Origin of the sequence: Xenorhabdus stockiae (assembly GCF_002632825.1) — a bacterium.
Classification (GTDB): domain Bacteria; phylum Pseudomonadota; class Gammaproteobacteria; order Enterobacterales; family Enterobacteriaceae; genus Xenorhabdus; species Xenorhabdus stockiae.
The window spans coordinates 115,050-135,399 of sequence record NZ_NJAJ01000007.1; the positions used below are offsets into that span (position 1 = coordinate 115,050).

Genomic DNA, 20,350 nt, shown 5'->3' on the forward strand with positions numbered 1-20,350 from the left:
TTACCTGATTGTATTTGCCAGTTTCTGCCAGAGTTTACCCACCCAGAGTTTGGTTGATGGAGTGGATAACATGGTCATATGATTGCCGGACACAGGCATCGCGTCCAGTTCTGCAACATGTGTGCGCCATTGAGTTTCACGGTTTTTTATTTCATCCGGGTTTTCATCTTCTGCATTAATCAGATGGACGAGCCCTTCATAACGTGTCCGGGGAATATAGCGGGTGTTCAGGTTAGCCTGCATAACGCGAATGATCCCTTGCAGTAGTGATACTGATGTTTTTGCCGGGAAAAGGCCGGCTTTTATTAAGGCATTGTGTAAAAGCTGGTGCTGCTCATTCTGTGTCAGGTTTTCAAAATCCTGTCGGGTGAGAGAAAGCGGCTGATCTAAGATCATATCGTAGATATCAATCAACTCCATTATCGTCTCAGTATGGCTGACAGGCTTATGGATAGAGCCTTGTTGGTTGGGTTCGTCTGTATCAACAAGAATGAGGTCAGCGACCTGTTCGCCCTCTGCCTGTAGTTGTAAGGCGATTTCAAAGGCGATCCAGCCACCAAAAGAGTGGCCCAACAGATGATAAGGCCCGTGAGGCTGAATCTCACGAATAGTCCGGATGTAAGCCCGGGCAGCCCCTTCAACGCTGGTATGCGGATAATTGTGCTCAGCAGTAAAACCACGGGCCTGTAAAGCATAAATAGGCAGTTGCGATGGGAATGATAACGCCAGTTCAAGCAGGCTGGACGGGCTGGCTCCAGCTCCGGGCAGACAGAATAGCGGGGAGACTGATTTAGAACCCAGCTGAATGATCACACGCGGGTCGAAAGCCGGAACGGCCTGTATCTGCTCAGTAATTGAATCTGCAATCTGATTAAGGAAAGGAGGCTGCATAATAGAAAAGTGTGTTCCGCCAATGGGGCAGAGTACAGAATGGTGCCCGGCGATATCGTGCCAGCCATGCCAGCGGTCACGATTGTTTGACTCATCTGCGGCATAGAGATGAACAGGCAGGGATGACTTGGGCGGAACATAGTCTTGTCCCAGCCGGGTGATCAGTTCAGCGGTATGAGTACGTGTAAGGATATCGTTCTGCGTGATATTCGCCGGTACCCATTGATGCTCAATGCAGTAATCAATAACCTGCTCCAGACTACTGAGTTTGTACAGTGCTTCCAGCGCCTGCTCATCATCAATATTCTTCTGAGTACGCAGTGAATCAATGATTAACCCGATTTGTACAGCTGTTTTATCTTCACTTTCCCTGTCTTCATTAAGCGTATTGTTATCAGTATCGTCATTGACATAATTATAGGTGTCAATCATGCCAAGGAATTCCACGACTTCATTGTCATTGATTAACTGTTGAGCGATTTCATAAGCAATCAGGCCACCAATAGACCAGCCAGCCAGACGATACGGCCCCTGAGGCTGAATACGGCGGATTGCCTGAATATGGCAGGCGGCAAGTTCTTCAATGGAGGTGGGTTGCTGTTTCAGTGTATGAATGCCAAGCGCCTGTAGTGCGTAAACGGGAAGCTCAGCCGGCAGTAGCGTTGCCAGTGGAGAATAAACCAGCGGATCGCCGGAAGTCTCGTGTATCAGGAATAGTGGAGGTAAAGAGCCAGACGGGCTTAACGGTACTGGGTTTGCATCAAACGGAGATTCTGGTACGGCAAGGTGTTTATCCACAGCGGTAGCCAGCTCACATAGTGTGGGGTGAGCAAACAAAGCGGTCAGTGGAGCTTCCATTTCCTGTTCCTTCATTCGGTTTAGTAGTTGTATGGCGAGTAATGAGTGACCGCCCAATTTAAAGAAATGGTCATAACGGCCAACTCGCTTCAGTCCCAATAGATCCTGCCAAATCTGTGCCAGCGCGATCTCAGTTTCGCCTATCGGGGCGGCATAATTATGTACTATCATTGCGGATAAATCAGGAGCAGGTAGTGCCTGCCGATCAAGTTTACCATTAGGGGTTAATGGGAAAGCCTCCAAAGTCACAAAAGCACTGGGTAGCATGTACTCAGCAAGATGTTGGGCAAGTTGCCGACGAAGTTCAGCCGGGACTAACTTAGCGCCCATATGCGGTAATAAGTAAGCAACCAGACGTTTTTGTCCGCCTGTTTGTTCATCAACAGGGTTTTCACGGATAATGACTACCGCTTCACGTACTCCATCACATTTTGCCAGCCGGGTTTCTATTTCACCGAGCTCAATTCTGAAGCCTCGTAGCTTAACCTGAAAATCATTACGGCCAAGATATTCGATATTGCTATCCGGCAACCAGCGCCCGAGATCGCCGGTTTTATACATCCGCTCATTCGGATTGGTAGAAAAAGGATCGGGCAGGAAGCGCTCAGCCGTCAGGTCTGGCTGATTCAAATAACCACGGGCCAATCCGGCACCGGCGATATAGATTTCACCAATGACACCAACGGGAATCAGTTGCCTGTCAGGATTAAGAATATAACAGCGGGTATTGGCAATGGGACGGCCGATTACGGAAACATCCGGGACAACACGCGCAGCATCGTACTCATACCATGTCGCATCCCCATTAATTTCAGATGAACCATAAAAATTAAGCAGCCGGATCCACGGATAATTAGTGACTAACTGCCGAGCCAGTTCGGGTGTCAGTTGCTCCCCGCTGCAAATCAATATCCTGATAGATTTCAGGATGTGTTCATCATTATTCTGGATTAAGATCTTCAACAGGGAAGGAACGATGACCAGTAAATTCACACCAGTATGCTGTAGGTTTGCAAGGAAACGGGCAGGATCTTTCACCTCATGGTTATCGAAAACCACCAGTCGCCCTCCTGCTAATAGGGTACTCAGCGTCTCTGTTATTGAATCAATGAAGCTGATACTGGTTTTCAGTGCTGTGATAAGCGGAAGTGTCACTATGTCGTTCACAAACCACAATAACCGGTTACTCAGGGCTTGGTGGCTGCTCATGACACCTTTAGGAACCCCTGTTGAACCTGACGTGTAAACAACATAGGCCAGATGCTGATCTGTTATACCGGATACTGCCGGATTATGTTCTGGTTGTGTATCCATAAACGGTGTCTGGATATCTAAAAGGATGATTGGCAGAGTATCCGCAGATTCTAAATCGCATAATATATCGAGAGAAATGGTCTGATAGATTTCAGACTGAGTCAGCAAGGCTATTGGAGCAGAGTTTTTGAGCATATACTTCAGCCGCTCTGCCGGATAGGCCGGATCAAGCGGAACGTAAGCTCCTCCCGCTTTAAGAATACCGAGTAAGCCAGCAACCATTTCTGGGCCGCGTTCAAGACAAACCGCGACTCGATCATCAGGGCGCACACCCGATGCAATCAAATAATGAGCCAGATGATTAGCCCGGCGGTTAAGTTCACTGTAACTTATGGCCTGATCGTCAAATACTACCGCAATCGCATCAGGGAATTGTTCTGCCTGAGCTTCAAACAGTTTGTGGATCAGGCCACCTTGCGGATTGTCTGTTTGGAAGAAAGTAGCCTGAGTCGTATTAAAATCTACCAATAGTTGCTGCTGTTCCAATTCTGGTAGCATTGGTAGTGTCATAACCGCTTGCTTTTCATCAGCCGCCATTGCTGTCAGTATATTTGTGAAATAACCGACCATACGCTCAATGGTTGAATGATCAAACAGGTCAGTGGCATAGGATAGTGCGCCTGCCAGGCCAGATTCAGTTTCAACCAGTGATAGCATTAAATCAAAATGGGTGGTGTGCTGTGTCTGTTCAAGTGGAGTGAACTGTAACTCAGGTAAAATCAGTTGCTGAGCTGGCGTATTATTTAAGGCCAGCATGACCTGAAAAACAGGGCTATAGCTGAGTCTGCGTTCAGGCTGTAAGGCTTCCACCACCTGTTCAAAAGGTAATTCCTGATGAGCAAAGGCTGCTAGCGCACTTTCTCTGACCTGTGCCAGTAAATCCGCGACATTAAGTTTTTCATCAAACTGAATACGCAATGCCAGTGTATTGACAAAGAAACCCATTAATCCTTCGAGTTCAGGGTACGGACGACCCGCAACGGGGGTGCCGATGACAATATCATCCTGACCACTGAGTCGGGCAAGGACAATGCCCCAGCCAGCCAGTACGGTCATAAACAGGGTCGTATTATGACGCTTTCCAAGGGTTTTCAGTGAAGACAACACGCGGTTATCGAGGTGGAAAGCAACCTGACTACCAACATAGGTTTGTACTTTTGGGCGAGGCCGGTCAGTCGGTAGTGTCAGTAAAACGGGAGCATCTTTAAGTTGCTTACGCCAGAAATCACGTTGTTCAGCAAGGACAGTTTCCTGTAATAATTGATGTTGCCAGACGGCGTAGTCAGCGTATTGAATGGGGAGTGGCGGTAAAACGGCAGTCTGTCCATTGAGCGCTGCACGGTAGAAAACCCCTAATTCCCGTACCAGTATCCCGATTGACCAGCCATCGGTAATAATATGGTGCAAGGTGATCAGAAGAATGTGTTCTTCATCAGCCAGTTGCAGCAATTGACCACGAATGAGTGGTCCACAGGCAAAATCGAAAGGCATTTGTGCTTCACGTTCAGCAATTTCGGCAACCCGCTGGTTTTTCTCGTCTGTATCGAGCAGGCGAAGATCATGGCTGGATAAGTCAAAGCCGATATCGGCCGCATCAATATGCTGATAAGGCTGGTTTTCATTTGATACAAACCGAGTGCGTAATCCCTCATGACGGGCTACAAGATTATCAAGCGCGGAGCATAACGCCTGATGATGCAGCCTGCCGGTCAGGCGTAATGCCGCCGGAAGATGATAAGCAAGGCTGGCGGCAGGATCGAGCTGACCAAGAAACCATAACCGTTGTTGTGCAAAGGATAAAGGCAGCCTTTGGCTGCGATCTGCTACGGCTATCATAGTTTGGTTGGTCGTATCAGCCTCAGCAATAGCCTGTGCTAAATCCATCAGGACTGGCTGGGCAAATAATTGTTGCAGAGGTAACTCGCGTTTCAGCATTTGACGCACGCGGGCAGCCAGTCGAACAGCTAGCAGCGAATGCCCACCCAGCTCAAAAAAGTGATCATATCGCCCAACTTGTTCCAGCCCGAGTAACTCTTGCCAGATTTTCGCCAGAACAATTTCTGTTTCACCAACCGGAGCCACATAATCACGGGTAGCAATAGCCGATGAATCCGGAGCAGGGAGTGCTTTACGATCCAGTTTGCCGTTAGGCGTTAACGGAAGCTCATCTAATATCACAAAAGCCGTGGGCAGCATATATTCCGCAAGATGCCGGGCCAACTGCTGGCGTAATTCAGCAGGGCTCAGACTCACGCCTTCCTGTGGGCACAGATAAGCGACCAGCCGTTTCTGGTTATTTTCAACTTCTTCACGGGCGATAACGACAGCTTCCCGTACGCCGTGGCACAGCATCAGCTGAGCCTCAACTTCACCCAGCTCGATACGAAAACCGCGTATTTTCACCTGAAAATCATTACGGTTGAGATATTCAATATTGCCGTCGGGTAACCAACGGGCAAGATCGCCGGTTTTATACATACGGGTATGAGGTTCCGTTGAGAACGGATTAATCAGGAAGCGTTCGGCGGTAAGCTCCGGACGATTCAGATAACCCCGGGCAATGCTTATGCCCGTAATATAAAGCTCACCGGCGACACCAAGAGGCACAGGACGGCAATATTCATCAAGAATATAGATCTGAGCATTGGCGATCGGGCGCCCGATAGGCGGCAGAACTGGCCAGTGTTCAATTTCCTTGTCTAAGGTATAGGACGTGACAACGTGACTTTCCGTCGGGCCATAATGATTATGTAACCGACAATGTCCCGCACGTTGCAGAAAACGCTGGATGGTCGGGGTGATACGCAATTGTTCACCGGCAGTAATAATATGGGCCAGACAGGATATATCGCTCTCATGACTATTGCCTGCGCGATGGCTGTCCGCTTCGGCAAGGTGCTGAAGCGCAATAAAAGGAAGAAAAATGCGGTTAATCTGCTTTTGCTGAATCAGTCGCAGGAGTTGCAGAGGCTCCCGACGCAGGGTTTCATCAATCAGCACCAGACAACCGCCTTCACTTAGCGTAGTGAAGATTTCCTGAAAAGCGACATCAAATCCCAGTGCCGCAAATTGCAGGGTTTTACCGTTTCTGGAGAGGCATGAATCAGCCTGACGCTGCCATTGTAGTAAATTTGACAGCACCATCAGTGGCATCTCTACTCCTTTAGGTAATCCGGTTGATCCCGAGGTATAAATCACATAAGCCAGATGGTGAGGCTTCAACCCCATTGATTGTGTATCTGGATTATGATCTGGCTGCCCAGCCAGATAAGACTGCGGTTCATCAAGCAACACGATAGTACAGGATGGCGCAGGGTTTAATGTCTCTGCCAGTGCTGTTCGTGTGAGTAAAACTGTTCGGGTGAGTAAAACTGTATGGGTGAGTAAAACCAGCGGAGCTGAATCTTGCAGCATATAGGCCAACCGTTCAGCCGGATAAGTCGGGTCAAGGGGGACATAAGCACCGCCGGCCTTAAGAATGGCGAGTAACCCCACTACCATCTCCGGGCTGCGTTCAAGATAGATTGCTACACGTGTATCAGGGCGAACACCTTGTGTCATCAGATAGTGCGCCAGCTGATTGGCACGGCGATTCAGTTCGCCATAACTCAGGGTTTGATCTTCGAATTCTACTGCGATTGCATCAGGGTATTGTTCTGCCTGAATCTCAACCAGCGGATGAATTAAGGCATTTTGTGGGTAACTTACCTGTGTAGCGTTAAAATCCACCAGTAACTGCCGTTTTTCCTGTTCCGATATGATCGGCAGGGTAGCGATGGTTCTGTTTTCATTGCTTACCATCGCTGCCAGTATATTAGTGAAATAACCCGTAATACGTTCAGCCGTGGTGTGATCAAACAAATCAGCAGCATAGATTAAAGCTCCTGCCAGACCAGATTCGGTTTCTGTCAGTGACAGGGTTAAATCAAAATAAGCACCATGATGAGACTGTTCAACCGATGAAAGCTGTAAACCGGGCAGTACCAGCTTCTGAGGTGGTGTATTATTCAGCGTCAGCATTACCTGAAAGATCGGGCTGTAGCTGAGGCTGCGCTCGGGCTGTAAGGCCTCCACGATCTGCTCGAACGGCAGGTTCTGATTAGCATAGGCAGCAAGCGATTGTTCACGAACCTGCGCCAGCAAATCTGTCACTTTGAGTTCGCGACTGAATTTGACACGTAATGCCAGTGTATTCGCAAAAAAACCAATCAGACCTTCCAGTTCTTTATGCGGGCGGTTGGCAACCGGCGTGCCGATAACAATATCATCCTGTCCGCTCAGGCGGGCAAGTACGATGCTCCATGCGCTCAGAAGGGTCATAAACAGCGTGGTGCTGTGGCGCTGGCCTAATTCCTTAAGCGATGTCAGTAAGCGGATATCAAGGTGGAGAGGAACCTGCCCGCCGGCATAGGTTTGTACTGCCGGACGTGGGTAATCAGTAGGCAGTGTCAATAGAGCCGGAATGTCAGCAAGCTGGCGACACCAGAAGTCGCGTTGTGCATTCAGGGCCACTTGTTGCTGTTGATCGCGCTGCCAGACAGCATAGTCGGTATACTGAATAGGCAATGGCAGTAAGGGGTTATCACTACCGTCAAGAGCAGACAGGTAAAAATCGCCCAGTTCACGCACCAGTATACCCAGCGACCAGCCGTCAGTAATGATGTGATGCAGAGTGAGTAACAATATATGCTCGTCATCAGCCAGCTGAATTAACTGTCCGCGTATCAGAGAGCCCTGCGCAAAATCAAAAGGTGTCCGGGTTTCGAGCTCGACAAGTTCAGCAACCCGGCTGCGCTGTAAAGCCGGATCAAGCTGGCGCAGGTCATGGCAGGGCAGGGAAAAACCCATACCAGCAGGATCGATATGCTGGTAAGGATGCCCGTCGATGGAGATAAAACGGGTACGCAGACTTTCATGGCGGGCAATCAGATGATTGAGTGTGCTAGTCAGTGCCTGCCGATTAAGTAAGCCGGTAAGACGCAGTGCCGCCGGAAGATGGTAGGCGAGGCTGGCAGCCGGATCGAGTTGCCCCAGAAACCACAGCCGTTGTTGAGCAAAAGAGAGCGGCAGAAGCTGATTGCTGTCAGCACTGGGGATAATGACTTGTGTGGTCGTTGCCGCATCAGCAAGGGTATGTGCTAATGCCATCAGCACTGGCTGGTCAAATATCTTCTGTATGGGTAACTCACGCCCCAGCATCTGACGAATCCGGCCAGCAAGCTGAACAGCCAGCAGTGAATGCCCCCCGAGTTCAAAAAAATGGTCATAGCGGCCGACTCTTTCCAGCCCCAGAAGTTCCTGCCAGATTTGCGCCAGAACAATTTCAGTTTCACCAACCGGAGCCACGTAATTCTGGGTCACCATCGCGGTACTATCCGGTGCAGGAAAAGCTTTACGATCCAGCTTACCATTCGGTGTCAGTGGGAATGTCTCTAACGTGACAAAAGCACCGGGCAACATATACTCAGCAAGATGCAGAGAAAGCTGCTGGCGCAGTTCAGCCGGGATCAGTACAGCTCCTTCATGTGAACGCAGATAAGCCACCAGACGTTGCTGATTGGGTTCATCTTCACGTACCAGAACGACGGCTTCCCGTACGCCGTGACACTGTAATAACTGCGCTTCAATTTCACCCAGTTCAATGCGGAAACCACGCAGCTTAACCTGAAAATCATTGCGCCCGAGGTACTGGATATTTCCGTCCGGCAGCCAGCGACCCAGATCGCCGGTTTTATACATCAGCTCGTTCGGTTGGGAAGAAAAGAGGTCGGGCAGGAAACGCTCCGCCGTCAGTTCCGGAAGATTCAGATAACCACGGGCTAATCCGGCACCGGCGATATAGATTTCGCCAGTGACACCAAACGGAACCAGTTGCCTGTCAGGGTTCAGAATATAGCAGCGGGTGTTGGCGATTGGACGCCCGATTACGGAGACATCCGGTACGCCACCCCCAGCATCGTACTCATACCATGTCGCATCACCATTAATTTCAGATGAACCATAAAAATTGAACAATCGGAGCCACGGATAATTTGTCACTACCTGCTGTGCCAGTTCGGGGGCCAGCCGTTCTCCGCTGCAAATCAGTATCCTGACTGATTTCAGGGTATGCTCATGACTATCCTGTATTAAGAGTTTCAACAAGGAAGGAACGACAACCAGTAAATTCACCTCAGCATGCTGTAAACCAGCACATAAGCGGGCAGGATCTTTTACCATATGGTTGTCGAAAACCACCAGCCGTCCTCCCGCCAGTAATGTTCCCAGTGTTTCTGTTATCGAATCCACAAAGCTGATGCTGGTTTTCAGCGCGGTGATAAGCGGGAAGGTCGCTATATCGTCCACAAACCACAACAGCCGGTTACTCAGGGCATGGTGGCTATTCATGACACCTTTAGGCACACCTGTTGAACCGGACGTGTAAACAACATAGGCCAGATGCTGATCCGTCATACCGGATATTTCCGGATTGTGCTCTGGCTGTTCTTCCATAAACGGCGTCTGAATATCGAGCAGGACTTTCGGCAAAGATCCCGCAGATTTTGGCAGGACATCGGAGTGAATAACCTGACAGGTCGATAGCTGAACCAGCAATGCGACCGGAGCAGAGTCTTTGAGCATATAAACCAGTCGTTCAGACGGATAGGCCGGATCAAGTGGCACATAAGCCCCACCTGCTTTGAGAATAGCCAGTAATCCCACCACCATTTCCAGACCCCGTTCGACACAGATAGCAACCCGGTCATCCGGGCGCACACCCAACGAAATTAAATGATGAGCTAAGCGGTTAGCATGGCGATTCAGCTCGTCATAACTGAGTGATTGCTGACCGTGTACCACCGCAATGTCATCGGGGTGATGCAGGGCTTTGGTTTCAAAGAGCTGGTGGATAAGCCCGCTTTGTGGGCTGTCTGTTGGCAGGAAAAGAGCCTGAGTCTGATTGAAATCCAGCAATAATTGCTGTTGCTCCGAAGCCGGAATGACCGGCAACGGTAAAATTGGTTGCTGAGGGTTATGAGACAGAGCATCAGCCAGACTACTGACCGCAGTGAGCAGGTACTGGAGTATACGGTCAGCATTGATTCCGGTTACGGTCTGTGCCTTCAACTGGAAATCTTCGCCTAAGTCATCCACGGTGAGTGTGACAGGGTAGTTAGTCTGTTCTTCCGCTGCCAGAACCCGTATGCCTTCCCAGGTTGTACTGACTGTTTCTGTTTCATTACTCTGACTATGCCGGTAATTCAGTAAGGCGCTGAACAGGGGCATCGGCTGAGCCACGCCACTGCATTGTTGTGCCAGTGATAGCGGAGCCTGCTCATGTTCCAGCAGATGAGTCAGATTGCGATAAGTGGCCTGTACGACTTCCTGAACACTTGCTGTTTTCTGCAAATTGCGATCAGTCAGGGAAATCCGGACTGGCAGGGTATTGATAAACATCCCCAGTATGCGCTTAACCCCGGATATCCCCTGTAAACGGCCCAGCAATACAGAGCCAAAAACAACATCGTCATGACCGCTGGTATGAGCCAGCACCTGAGCCCATGCGACGTGGAACAGTACACTGGGGCTGACACCCAGATGGCGGGCCTGAGTACGGATATGCTTTGCCAGAGCCGGATCAACCGATAGATGAGACTGATGAATAACACGGTTATCGTTTGGTATTCTGACGATGCCAAATGGCGCAGTGGGTTCAGTAAAATCGGCAAGCCGGGTACGGAAATAGTCCTCATGTACTGAAACAGGCACATTTAAAATTCGGGCGATAAAATCCCGGTAGGGTAGAGCTACTGGCAGTGATTCCGCCTGCCCCTGCAATACCTGAGCGATTTCGGCAAAAATCAGTTCCAGTGTCATATGGTCGCTGACCAGATGGTGAAAACGCAGCGACAGCAGCCATTCATCCTGTGCTGCATCATAAGCAATATCAGCAGAGAATAACGGCGCGAGGTTCAGATTGAGGCGATTATGGTGCGGGTCAGTGTGAGCACTTAGCTGTGATAGCACTTCGTTTTCAGTTGTCGGTATGAAGTGATGAATATGCAGTGGTGCCCGCCGCCAGACTACCTGAACAGGTTGAGCCAGATCCTGCCAGTAAGCAGAGGTGCGCAGAATATCATGGCGCTCGATGATGTGCTGCAATGCGGCCAGAAAGGTGTCAAGGCGTTCACGGGAGTCAAAGGCCAGCAGGCTTTGCAGCAGGTAATCATCCCCTTGAGTCTGTAATAAATGATGGAACAGAACTCCTTCCTGTAGCGGTGCCAGTGGGTAAATATCCTGTATATTGCTGATCCCGCCGGGAATGGTTGCGGCAATGGCATCTATCTCTGATTGTGACAGGGAAACCAGTGGCAGCATATCAGGAGTAATCTCTGTGCAGTCTGCGGTAATGAGGTTAGGGGGGACTAAAAAAGCCGGAGTATCGCGCTGATAGACTAAAATCGCCTGCGCCAGTTCGCTCAGGATAGGAGTTGCAAATACATTCCGTACATCAAGTCGTAACCCAATATTGTGCAACTGGTCAATCATGCTGACAATCATCAGGGAATGCCCGCCGAGTTCGAAGAAGTGATCATGCCGACCAACTTTTTCCAGCCCCAGCAACGTCTGCCAGATCCGGGCTAACGCAATTTCCATTTCGCCTGTGGGGGCTTCATAACTTCGGGTGATTACCGCTGATTGGTCTGGAGCAGGAAGCCCCTGACGATCCAGCTTACCATTGGGCGTCAGCGGAAAGGCATCGAGGATGACAAAGGCATTGGGCAGCATATAATCAGCAAGATGCTGAGCGAGTTGCTGGCGTAATTGTGCTGGAGTCAGTTCAATGCCATCCTGAGCCAGCAGATAAGCAACTAATTGTTTCTGGTTGCCTGTTTTTTCCGCATAACCTCCTTCGTGGGCAATAACCACCGCTTCGCGTACACCATCACATTGCATTAATTGTGTTTCGATTTCTCCCGGTTCGATACGAAAACCCCGTATTTTCACCTGAAAGTCATTACGACCGAGATACTCAATGTTGCCATCTGACAACCAGCGCCCCAGATCACCGGTTTTATACATACGCGCATTCGGAGCAGGGGAGAATGGATCGGCAAGGAAACGTTCCGCCGTCAGTTCCGGAAGATTCAAATATCCACGAGCCACTCCGGCTCCGGCAATATAAATTTCGCCAGTGACACCAGACGGAACCAGTTGCCTGTCAGGATTCAGAATATAGCAGCGGGTGTTGGCGATTGGGCGTCCGATGACGGAGACATCCGGCACACCACGCGCTGCATCGTATTCATACCATGTTGTATCACCATTAATTTCTGCTGAGCCATAAAAATTGAACAATCGGAGCCACGGATAATTTGTGACTACTTGTCGTGCCAGTTCGGGTGCCAGCCGTTCTCCGCTGCAAATCAATATCCTGACTGATTTCAGGGCATGTTCATTACGATCCCGTATTAAGAGCTGTAAAAAGGAAGGAACAACAACCAGTGAATTCACACCATAATGTTCTAGACCTGCGCAGAAGCGGGCAGGATCTTTCACTTCGTGGTTGTCGAAAACCACCAGCCGTCCTCCCGCCAGTAATGTACTCAGAGTTTCTGTTATCGAATCCACAAAACTGATACTGGTTTTCAGTGCTGTGATAAGCGGGAATGTCACGATATCGCGTACAAACCACGACAGCCGATTACCCAGTGCATGGTGGCTGCTCATTACGCCTTTGGGAACGCCCGTTGAACCGGAGGTGTAAACGATATAAGCCAGATGCTGATCCGTTATGCTGGGTATCTCTGGATTATGCTCTAGTTGTTCTTCCAGAAACGGTGTCTGGATATCGAGCATGATGGCGGGCACGGTATCGGAATGAATGGCCTGACAAGTTGACGGCTGAACCAGTAATGCGACCGGAGCGGAATCTTTGAGCATATAAACCAGTCGTTCGGCCGGATACGTCGGGTCAAGCGGCACATAAGCACCACCCGCCTTAAGAATAGCCAGTAATCCCACCACCATTTCCAGACTCCGATCTACACAGATAGCAACCCGGTCATCCGGACGTACACCCAGGGCAATCAGATGATGAGCCAGCCGGTTGGCGTATTGATTCAGTTCTGCATAGCTGATTACCTGATCCCCGTGAATGATAGCTGTAGTATCAGGGTGCTGTTCTGCCTGAGCTTCAAAAAGCGTGTGGATGAGAGCATTTTGAGGGTTTTCTGTTTGAAACGTTTGTGTTGCATTAAACTCCACTAACAATTGCTGTTGCTCTGAAGCGGACAGCATTGGCAATCTGGCAACAGGTTGTATGGCATCTGCTGTCATTGCCATCAGTACCTGTTTCAGATAACCGATCATACGTTCAATGGTGGCAGCATCGAACAGATCAGTGGCATATTCCAGTTCACCCAATAATCCGGCTTTGGTTTCAGTCAACGATAAAGTCAGATCGAAATGAGTACTGTAACGTACCTGTTCCACCGGCGTCAGTTGCAGGCCGGGCAGGGTTAATGTTTTTGCCGGTGTATTATTCAGGGCCAGCATAACCTGAAAGATCGGGTTATAACTCAGGCTACGCTCGGGTTGTACTATTTCTACCACCTGCTCGAAGGGCAATTCCTGATGGGCATAGGCAGCAAGTGACCGTTCACGGATTTGCGTGAGTAACTCTGCAACTGTCGGGGATTCACTGAATGTGACCCGCAACGCCAGTGTATTGACGAAGAACCCAATTAAACTCTCAAGCTCATTTCCCGGCCGATTGGCGACCGGTGTGCCGATAACGATATCATCCTGCCCGCTCATTCGGGATAGAACGATACTCCAGCCTGCCAGCAGCGTCATAAACAGAGTAGCCTGATGGCGTTGCCCGAATAATTTCAGCGCTTCTGACAGGGATGCATCAAACTGAATCGGTACCTGTCCGGCGGTATAACCCGGACTGGCAGGACGGGGGCGATCGGTGGGGAGTGACAGTAAAGCCGGCGCACCTTTAAGCTGACGGCTCCAGAAATCACGTTGTTCCGCAAGAACATCACCCTGTAACCAATTCCGCTGCCAGAGCGCATAATCGGCGTACTGAATGGGCAGTGGCGGGAGTGATGTATCACTATTATTTTCGTGGTCATTATTATCGGAGTCATTATTATCTGGGTCGCATTCGATGCGGTAAAGGGCGCTCAGTTCATGTGCCAGTACACCAATTGACCAGCCATCAAAAATAATATGGTGCTGAGTGAATAATAAGACATGATCGTCATCAGCTAATTGTAAGAGCTGACCCCGGATCAGCGGCCCTTGTGTCAGGTCGAAGGGAGTCCGGGCTTCAAGTGCGGCAATGTCGGCAATATGCTGCATATGCGTTTCTGAATCCAGCGTACGCAGATCCTGATAAGTAAGGTTAAAGCCAGTGTCAGCAGGGTCAATATGCTGGTATGGCTGGCCTTCGGTAAGCATAAAACGGGTACGAAGAATTTCATGGCGGGCGACCAGCAGATTGAGGGCGGCTGTCAGGGCATGATGATTCAACTGCCCGGTCAGGCGCAGTGACATGGGGATATGATAAGCCAGACTGGTCGCCGGTTCGAGCTGATGAAGAAACCACAGGCGTTGCTGTGCAAAAGATAATGGCAGGGGCAGATCACGATCAGCGTGCTGAACAGGCGGTCGTTTCTGGTGCTGCTGAGTTTGTAATTGCTCTTTAAGTTTCTTTTTCAAAACAGCCCGTTTCAGATCATCAAGATTCATATCGCTCTTTATCATTTGTCACTCTCTCCACCTAACATTGCCATTAATTCCTCTGCGGACATTGAATCCAGTGTGTCCTGAAGGGAGTCAATATTGTTTTGTCCTACCGCTTCCTTTTGTGCTGCGAAAATGATTTCTGCCTGATCCGCCAGTCTGGGGGAAAGAAACAGTGAAGCGATGGGGATCTCAACCAAAAATTCATTCTGAATGCGGGTTGCGAGCTGACCTACCATCAGTGAATGACCGCCCAGCTCAAAAAAGTGATCAAAGCGGCCTACACGCTCCAACCCCAGCAGGCTTTGCCAGATTTTTGCCAATGTGGCCTCTTCTTCATCGTTCGGTGCTTCATACGGACGCGTCACAATAGCTGACATATCAGGTGCTGGCAGAGCCTGACGATCCAGTTTGCCATTGGGAGTCAGCGGGAAAGATTCAAGCGTGACAAAAGCGCTGGGCAGCATATACTCGGCAAGGTGTCGGGAAAGCTGCTGGCGCAGTTCAGCCGGAGTTAGTTCAATGCCATCCTGAGCAACCAGATAGGCAACCAGTTGTTTCTGTCCGGCACCGTCTTCGCGACTCAGGACAATTGCCTCACACACACCATGACACTGCATCAGTCCGGCTTCAATTTCGCTTGGCTCAATGCGAAAACCACGCAGTTTGATCTGATTATCAGTGCGACCGAGGTAATCGATATTGCCATCAGCACGCCAGCGCCCCAAATCACCGGTTTTGTACATACGGGCATCAGGATCAGAAGAGAATGGATCAGTAATAAAGCGTTCCGCAGTCAGCTCGGGGCGATTCAGATAACCACGGGCAACGCCGGAACCCGTAATATAAATCTCACCGGCAACCCCGACAGGAACAGGCTGGTGCTGTTTGTCCAGAATATAGATTTGCCTATTGGCGATGGGTTTCCCGATGGGGATGTTGATTTCACCTTCACGGGTTTTTTCTGCCATGAGTGGTATTTCATAAGTAGTGGCAATCGTTGTGGCCTCTGTTGGCCCATAGGCATTAACTAAATGCAGTGAAGGATATTTCGCGCGGAAACGCATGGTAGTACGGGGATTTGCCTGCTCCCCTCCGAACAGGAGATAGCGCAAACCTGATAACGCAGGTGTAATCAGGTTGGCATACTGATTAAATAGCGCCGTAGTCAGGAGCAGTGCACTCACTCTCTCTGATGACAGGCGTTGACCAAATTGATCGGGCTGTAATAGGGCTTTTTCCGGAAATAGCACAATACGTGCCCCATAAGCCAGACCTGCCCAAACTTCCCATATTGCCGCATCAAATGACACGTTGGCACAATGTGCAATGCAGTCATCCGGCCCGATATCGGTAAAACCATTGTTGATAACGAGAGAAACTACATTCCGGTGTTCGACCATGACGCCTTTTGGTTGACCCGTTGATCCCGACGTATAAATGATATAGGCCAGTTGGCGGGATGTTAATTCCGAGGCCTGAACATCAGGGTTTTGGTGTGACAACAATGCAGTGGTGTCTGACACATTGTCCAGCAGGATCACCGGTAGGGTGCTGTTAAGTTTGTTATGCCACGGCGCCTGAGTCAGCAAGGCAATTGGCGCAGCATCTTCAAGCATATAGGCCAGTCGTTCAGCCGGATAGTTCGGGTCAAGGGGTACGTAAGCCCCACCCGCTTTAAGAATAGCGAGCAGGCTGACGATCAGTTCCGGGCTGCGTTCGGCACAAACTGCCACTCGATCATCCGGACGCACACCCAGCGCAATCAGATAATGTGCCAGCCGGTTAGCACGCTGGTTCAGTTCCTCATAGCTGAGTGTCTGATCTTCATAAGTCAGCGCAATAGCATCAGGGCGTTGTAATACCTGAGCTTCAAACAGCTGGTGGATCAACTTATCCTGCGGGAAGCCCGCTTGCCCGGTTTTACCACGAGGCGAGTTAAAATCTATCAACAGCTGTTGCCGTTCGATTTCCGGCAGAATCGGCATATGCAGAATTAATTGCTGAGGATGATGTGTCATGGCATCAACCAAACCCGTGATGGCGGTTTGCAGATAGTGAGCAATGCGAACAGGGTCGATACCGGCTACCGCGTGGACAGACAAACGGAAGTCTGAGCCTAAATCATCCACTGACAGAGTGATGGGATAGTTAGTGCCTTCTTTAGCCGCGATAACCCGCATACCTGACCAACTGTTTTTGGGCGTTTTTTCTTCACTGGTCTGAGAGTGGCGATAATTCAGCAAGGTACTGAATAGTGGTATGGCGTGTTCTACACCGCTGCAACTTTGTGCCAGTGTTAACGGGGCCTGTTCATGTTCCAGCAGTGTGATTAAATCCTGATAAGTATCCTGAACCACAGTCTGTACGCTGCAATCTGCGAGGGAAATCCGAATGGGCAGAGTGTTGATAAACATTCCCAGTATATGGTCAGCTCCAGCTCCGCCTTGCAGACGGCCTGACAAAACGGAACCAAAAACTACATCATCGCGATTGCTGGTCTGTGCCAGTACTTGCGCCCATGCGACATGAAACAGGACACTCGGGCTGACTTTCAGTTGCCGTGCCAGCGCACGGATGGAACCCGATAATTCAGGAGAAAGCGGAAGGTGTGCTTCCGTAATAGAGTCATTCTGTTCTGCTTCTGGATTTTCGTTATTCGGTATTGAAAGCACGCCAAATGGCGCAGTGGGTGCATCGATATCAGCCAGCCGGGAACGGAAATAATCTTCGTGTTCTGAGGTAGTCTCACTCAGCGTTCGGGCAATAAAATTGCGGTAAGGCAATACGGCAGGCAAGGCAGTTTCCTGCTTGTGCAAGATAAGTGCAATTTCATCGAAAATCAGTTCCAGTGTCACATGATCGCTGACCAGATGATGAAAACGTAATACCAGCAGCCATTCATTTTGTGCCGTATCATGAGCGATATCAGCAGTGAATAACGGAGAACGGGTCAGATCGATACGATGCTGGCGTGGGTCGGTGTGAGCCAGCAGTTGTCCCTGAATATTATTTTCCGTATCTGGAGTGAAGACGTTAATCTCCAGTGGTGCCTGACGCCAGACGACCTGAACAGGATGCTCCAGTCCTTGCCAGAAAACACTGCTGCGCAGGATATCGTGACGGTTGATCACTTGTTGTAAAGCAGATAAAAACTGGTCAAGGCGTTCGCGGTTATCAAAAGCCAGCAAACTCTGTAACAGGTAGGTATCTCCCTGAGCCTGCATCAGATGGTGGAACAGAATTCCTTCCTGCAAGGGCGATAACGGATAAATATCCTGTACATTACCAGCGCCACCGGACACAGTTCCGACAATGGCATCAATCTGAGCCTGAGATAATGTCACCAATGGCAGTATTTCAGGAATAATCACAGTGCAATCTTCAGGGATCAGGTTCTCAGGCACAACAAAAGAGTCAGCATCACGGCGCAGAGCCTGCGCCATATCAGCGAGAACCGGCGTGGAAAATACGCTGCGGATATCAAGGCGCCAGCCAATGCGGCGTAGCTCTTCGATCAGGCTGACAATCATCAGTGAATGACCGCCCAGCTCAAAAAAGTGATCAAAGCGGCCTACACGCTCCAACCCCAGCAGGCTTTGCCAGATTTGTGCCAGCGAAGTTTCTGTTTCCCCTGTCGGAGATTCATAGTGGCGAACCGCGAAAGCGGAGGCGTCCGGAGCAGGAAGCGTATCACGGTCAATTTTTCCGTTAGCGGTCAGCGGGAAATTATCCAGCATGATAAAAGCACTGGGCAGCATATAATCAGCAAGGTGTCTGGCAAGCTGCTGACGCAATTCTGCCGGTTCCGGTATCATCCCCGGCTGAGGCTGTATATAGGCAATCAGCCGTTTCTGACTTCCTGTTTCAGCACCTGTTTTCTCATCACCGGCTTCTTCACGGGCGAGAACCAGTGCTTTTTGCACACCATGACACTGGGAGAGGTGGCTTTCAATTTCCCCCAACTCAATGCGGAAACCGCGTATTTTGACCTGAAAATCATTACGACCACAGTATTCAATATTGCCATCCGGCAGCCAGCGCCCCAGATCGCCGGTCTTATACATTCGTGCATCAGGCACTGAGGAAAACGGGTTCACCAGAAAGTGCTCAGCGGTGAGCTGCGGACGGTTAAGATAACCACGGGCAACTCCTTCACCGGCAATATAAATTTCGCCCGTTACCCCGAGAGGAACAGGCTGCTTGCCGGCGTCAAGAATATAGATCTGAGTGTTGGCAATCGGGCCACCAATGGGAATTTTTATTTCTTTTTCAGTACGTTCAGTATGACCTCTATCGATAAAGGGGATCTTATAAGCGGTGGAAAAAGTAGTGACTTCCGTTGGCCCGTACATGTGCAATAAATGTTGTGGCGGATGCTCAGCCCATAACTGAATAGCAGGGCGGCTATCGGCTTGTTCGCCGCCAAACAGAACATAACGCAGACCCGGCAAGGTTGGGGCAAGTAAGTCTGCATATTGGTTAAACAGGGCAGTGGTAAGAAATAACGCCGTGATACCTGCTGATGACAGACACTGACTGAAATAAGCCGGTTGTAACAAGGTATTTTCCGGTATTAGCAGGAGTCTGGCACCATGTACCAGCGCAGACCAGACTTCCCACGTTGCTGCATCAAATGAAATATTGGCGCAATGGGCAACACAATCATCGGGAGTAATATCGGCAATGTTATTATTGATAAGTAAGCGAATTACGTTACGGTGCTCAATCATCACACCTTTAGGCTGGCCCGTTGAGCCTGACGTATAAATGATATAAGCCAGATGATGCGAGGTCAGACCTGATGTCTGAATATCCGGATTGTGAGTGGGATAGCCAGCCAGAGGTGCTTCCTGCTCACTCAATAAATTATCCAGCAAAACGACAGGCACAAAGGTGTCCAGTTTGTCGTACCATGCTATCTGCGTCAGCAGAGCTACAGGTCTGGCGTCCTCCAGCATATAGCTCAGCCGTTCAGCAGGGTAATGCGGATCGAGTGGCACATAGGCACCACCTGCTTTCAGGATGGCAAGCAGACCGACTATCAGCTCCGGGCTGCGTTCGGCACAGATTGCAACCGGATCGTCCGGGCGTATACCCAGTGCCAACAGGTGATGAGCCAGACGATTGGCATGACAGTTCAGTTCAGCATAACTCAGTGTCTGCCCCTCGTAGCTTATAGCAATAGTATCGGGGCGCTGTAACACCTGCGCTTCAACTAACTGATGGATTAGCGCATTTTGCGGTAATGCTGTCTGTGTGGCATTGAAATCCACTAATACTTGTTGCCGCTCTGAATCTGGCAACATCGGCAGTGTGTTTACGGGCTGGCTATCATCAATCACCATTGCAGTTAATACATGGGTTAAATAACCCACCATACGCTCAGCAGTTGGGTGATCGAACAGGTCGGCGGCATATTCTAAATCCCCGGCTAAACCTGTTCCGATTTCGTTCAGTGATAGAGTTAAATCAAAATGCGCACCCCGATGCTTCTGCTCAATCGGCGTGAGTTGCAGTTCCGGCAGCGTGAGCTCTTGAGCCGGAGTGT

The 20,350-nt window shown here is 49.9% G+C and carries 2 protein-coding genes (1 of these 2 running past the window's edge); both read right to left on the reverse strand.

Translation table 11 applies throughout. The features are described 5' to 3' along the window. Positions 1–14,820: a non-ribosomal peptide synthetase gene (locus Xsto_RS05045; RefSeq protein WP_099124274.1), complete on the reverse strand. Its 14,820-nt coding sequence runs from the start codon at positions 14,818–14,820 to the stop codon at positions 1–3. Beyond that, positions 14,817–20,350, reverse strand: the 3' portion of a protein-coding gene (locus Xsto_RS05050; protein WP_099124275.1) for a non-ribosomal peptide synthetase. It continues 1,198 nt past the right edge of the window; the window shows 5,534 of its 6,732 coding nt (coding positions 1,199–6,732); the start codon falls outside the window, past its right edge; its stop codon occupies positions 14,817–14,819. The genes Xsto_RS05045 and Xsto_RS05050 overlap by 4 nt, the downstream gene beginning before the upstream one ends.

Coding starts and splice junctions, on each gene's coding strand:
- Xsto_RS05045 (WP_099124274.1), bottom strand. CDS start 14,820: ATGATAAAGAGCGATATGAATCTTGATGATCTGAAACGGGCTGTTTTG.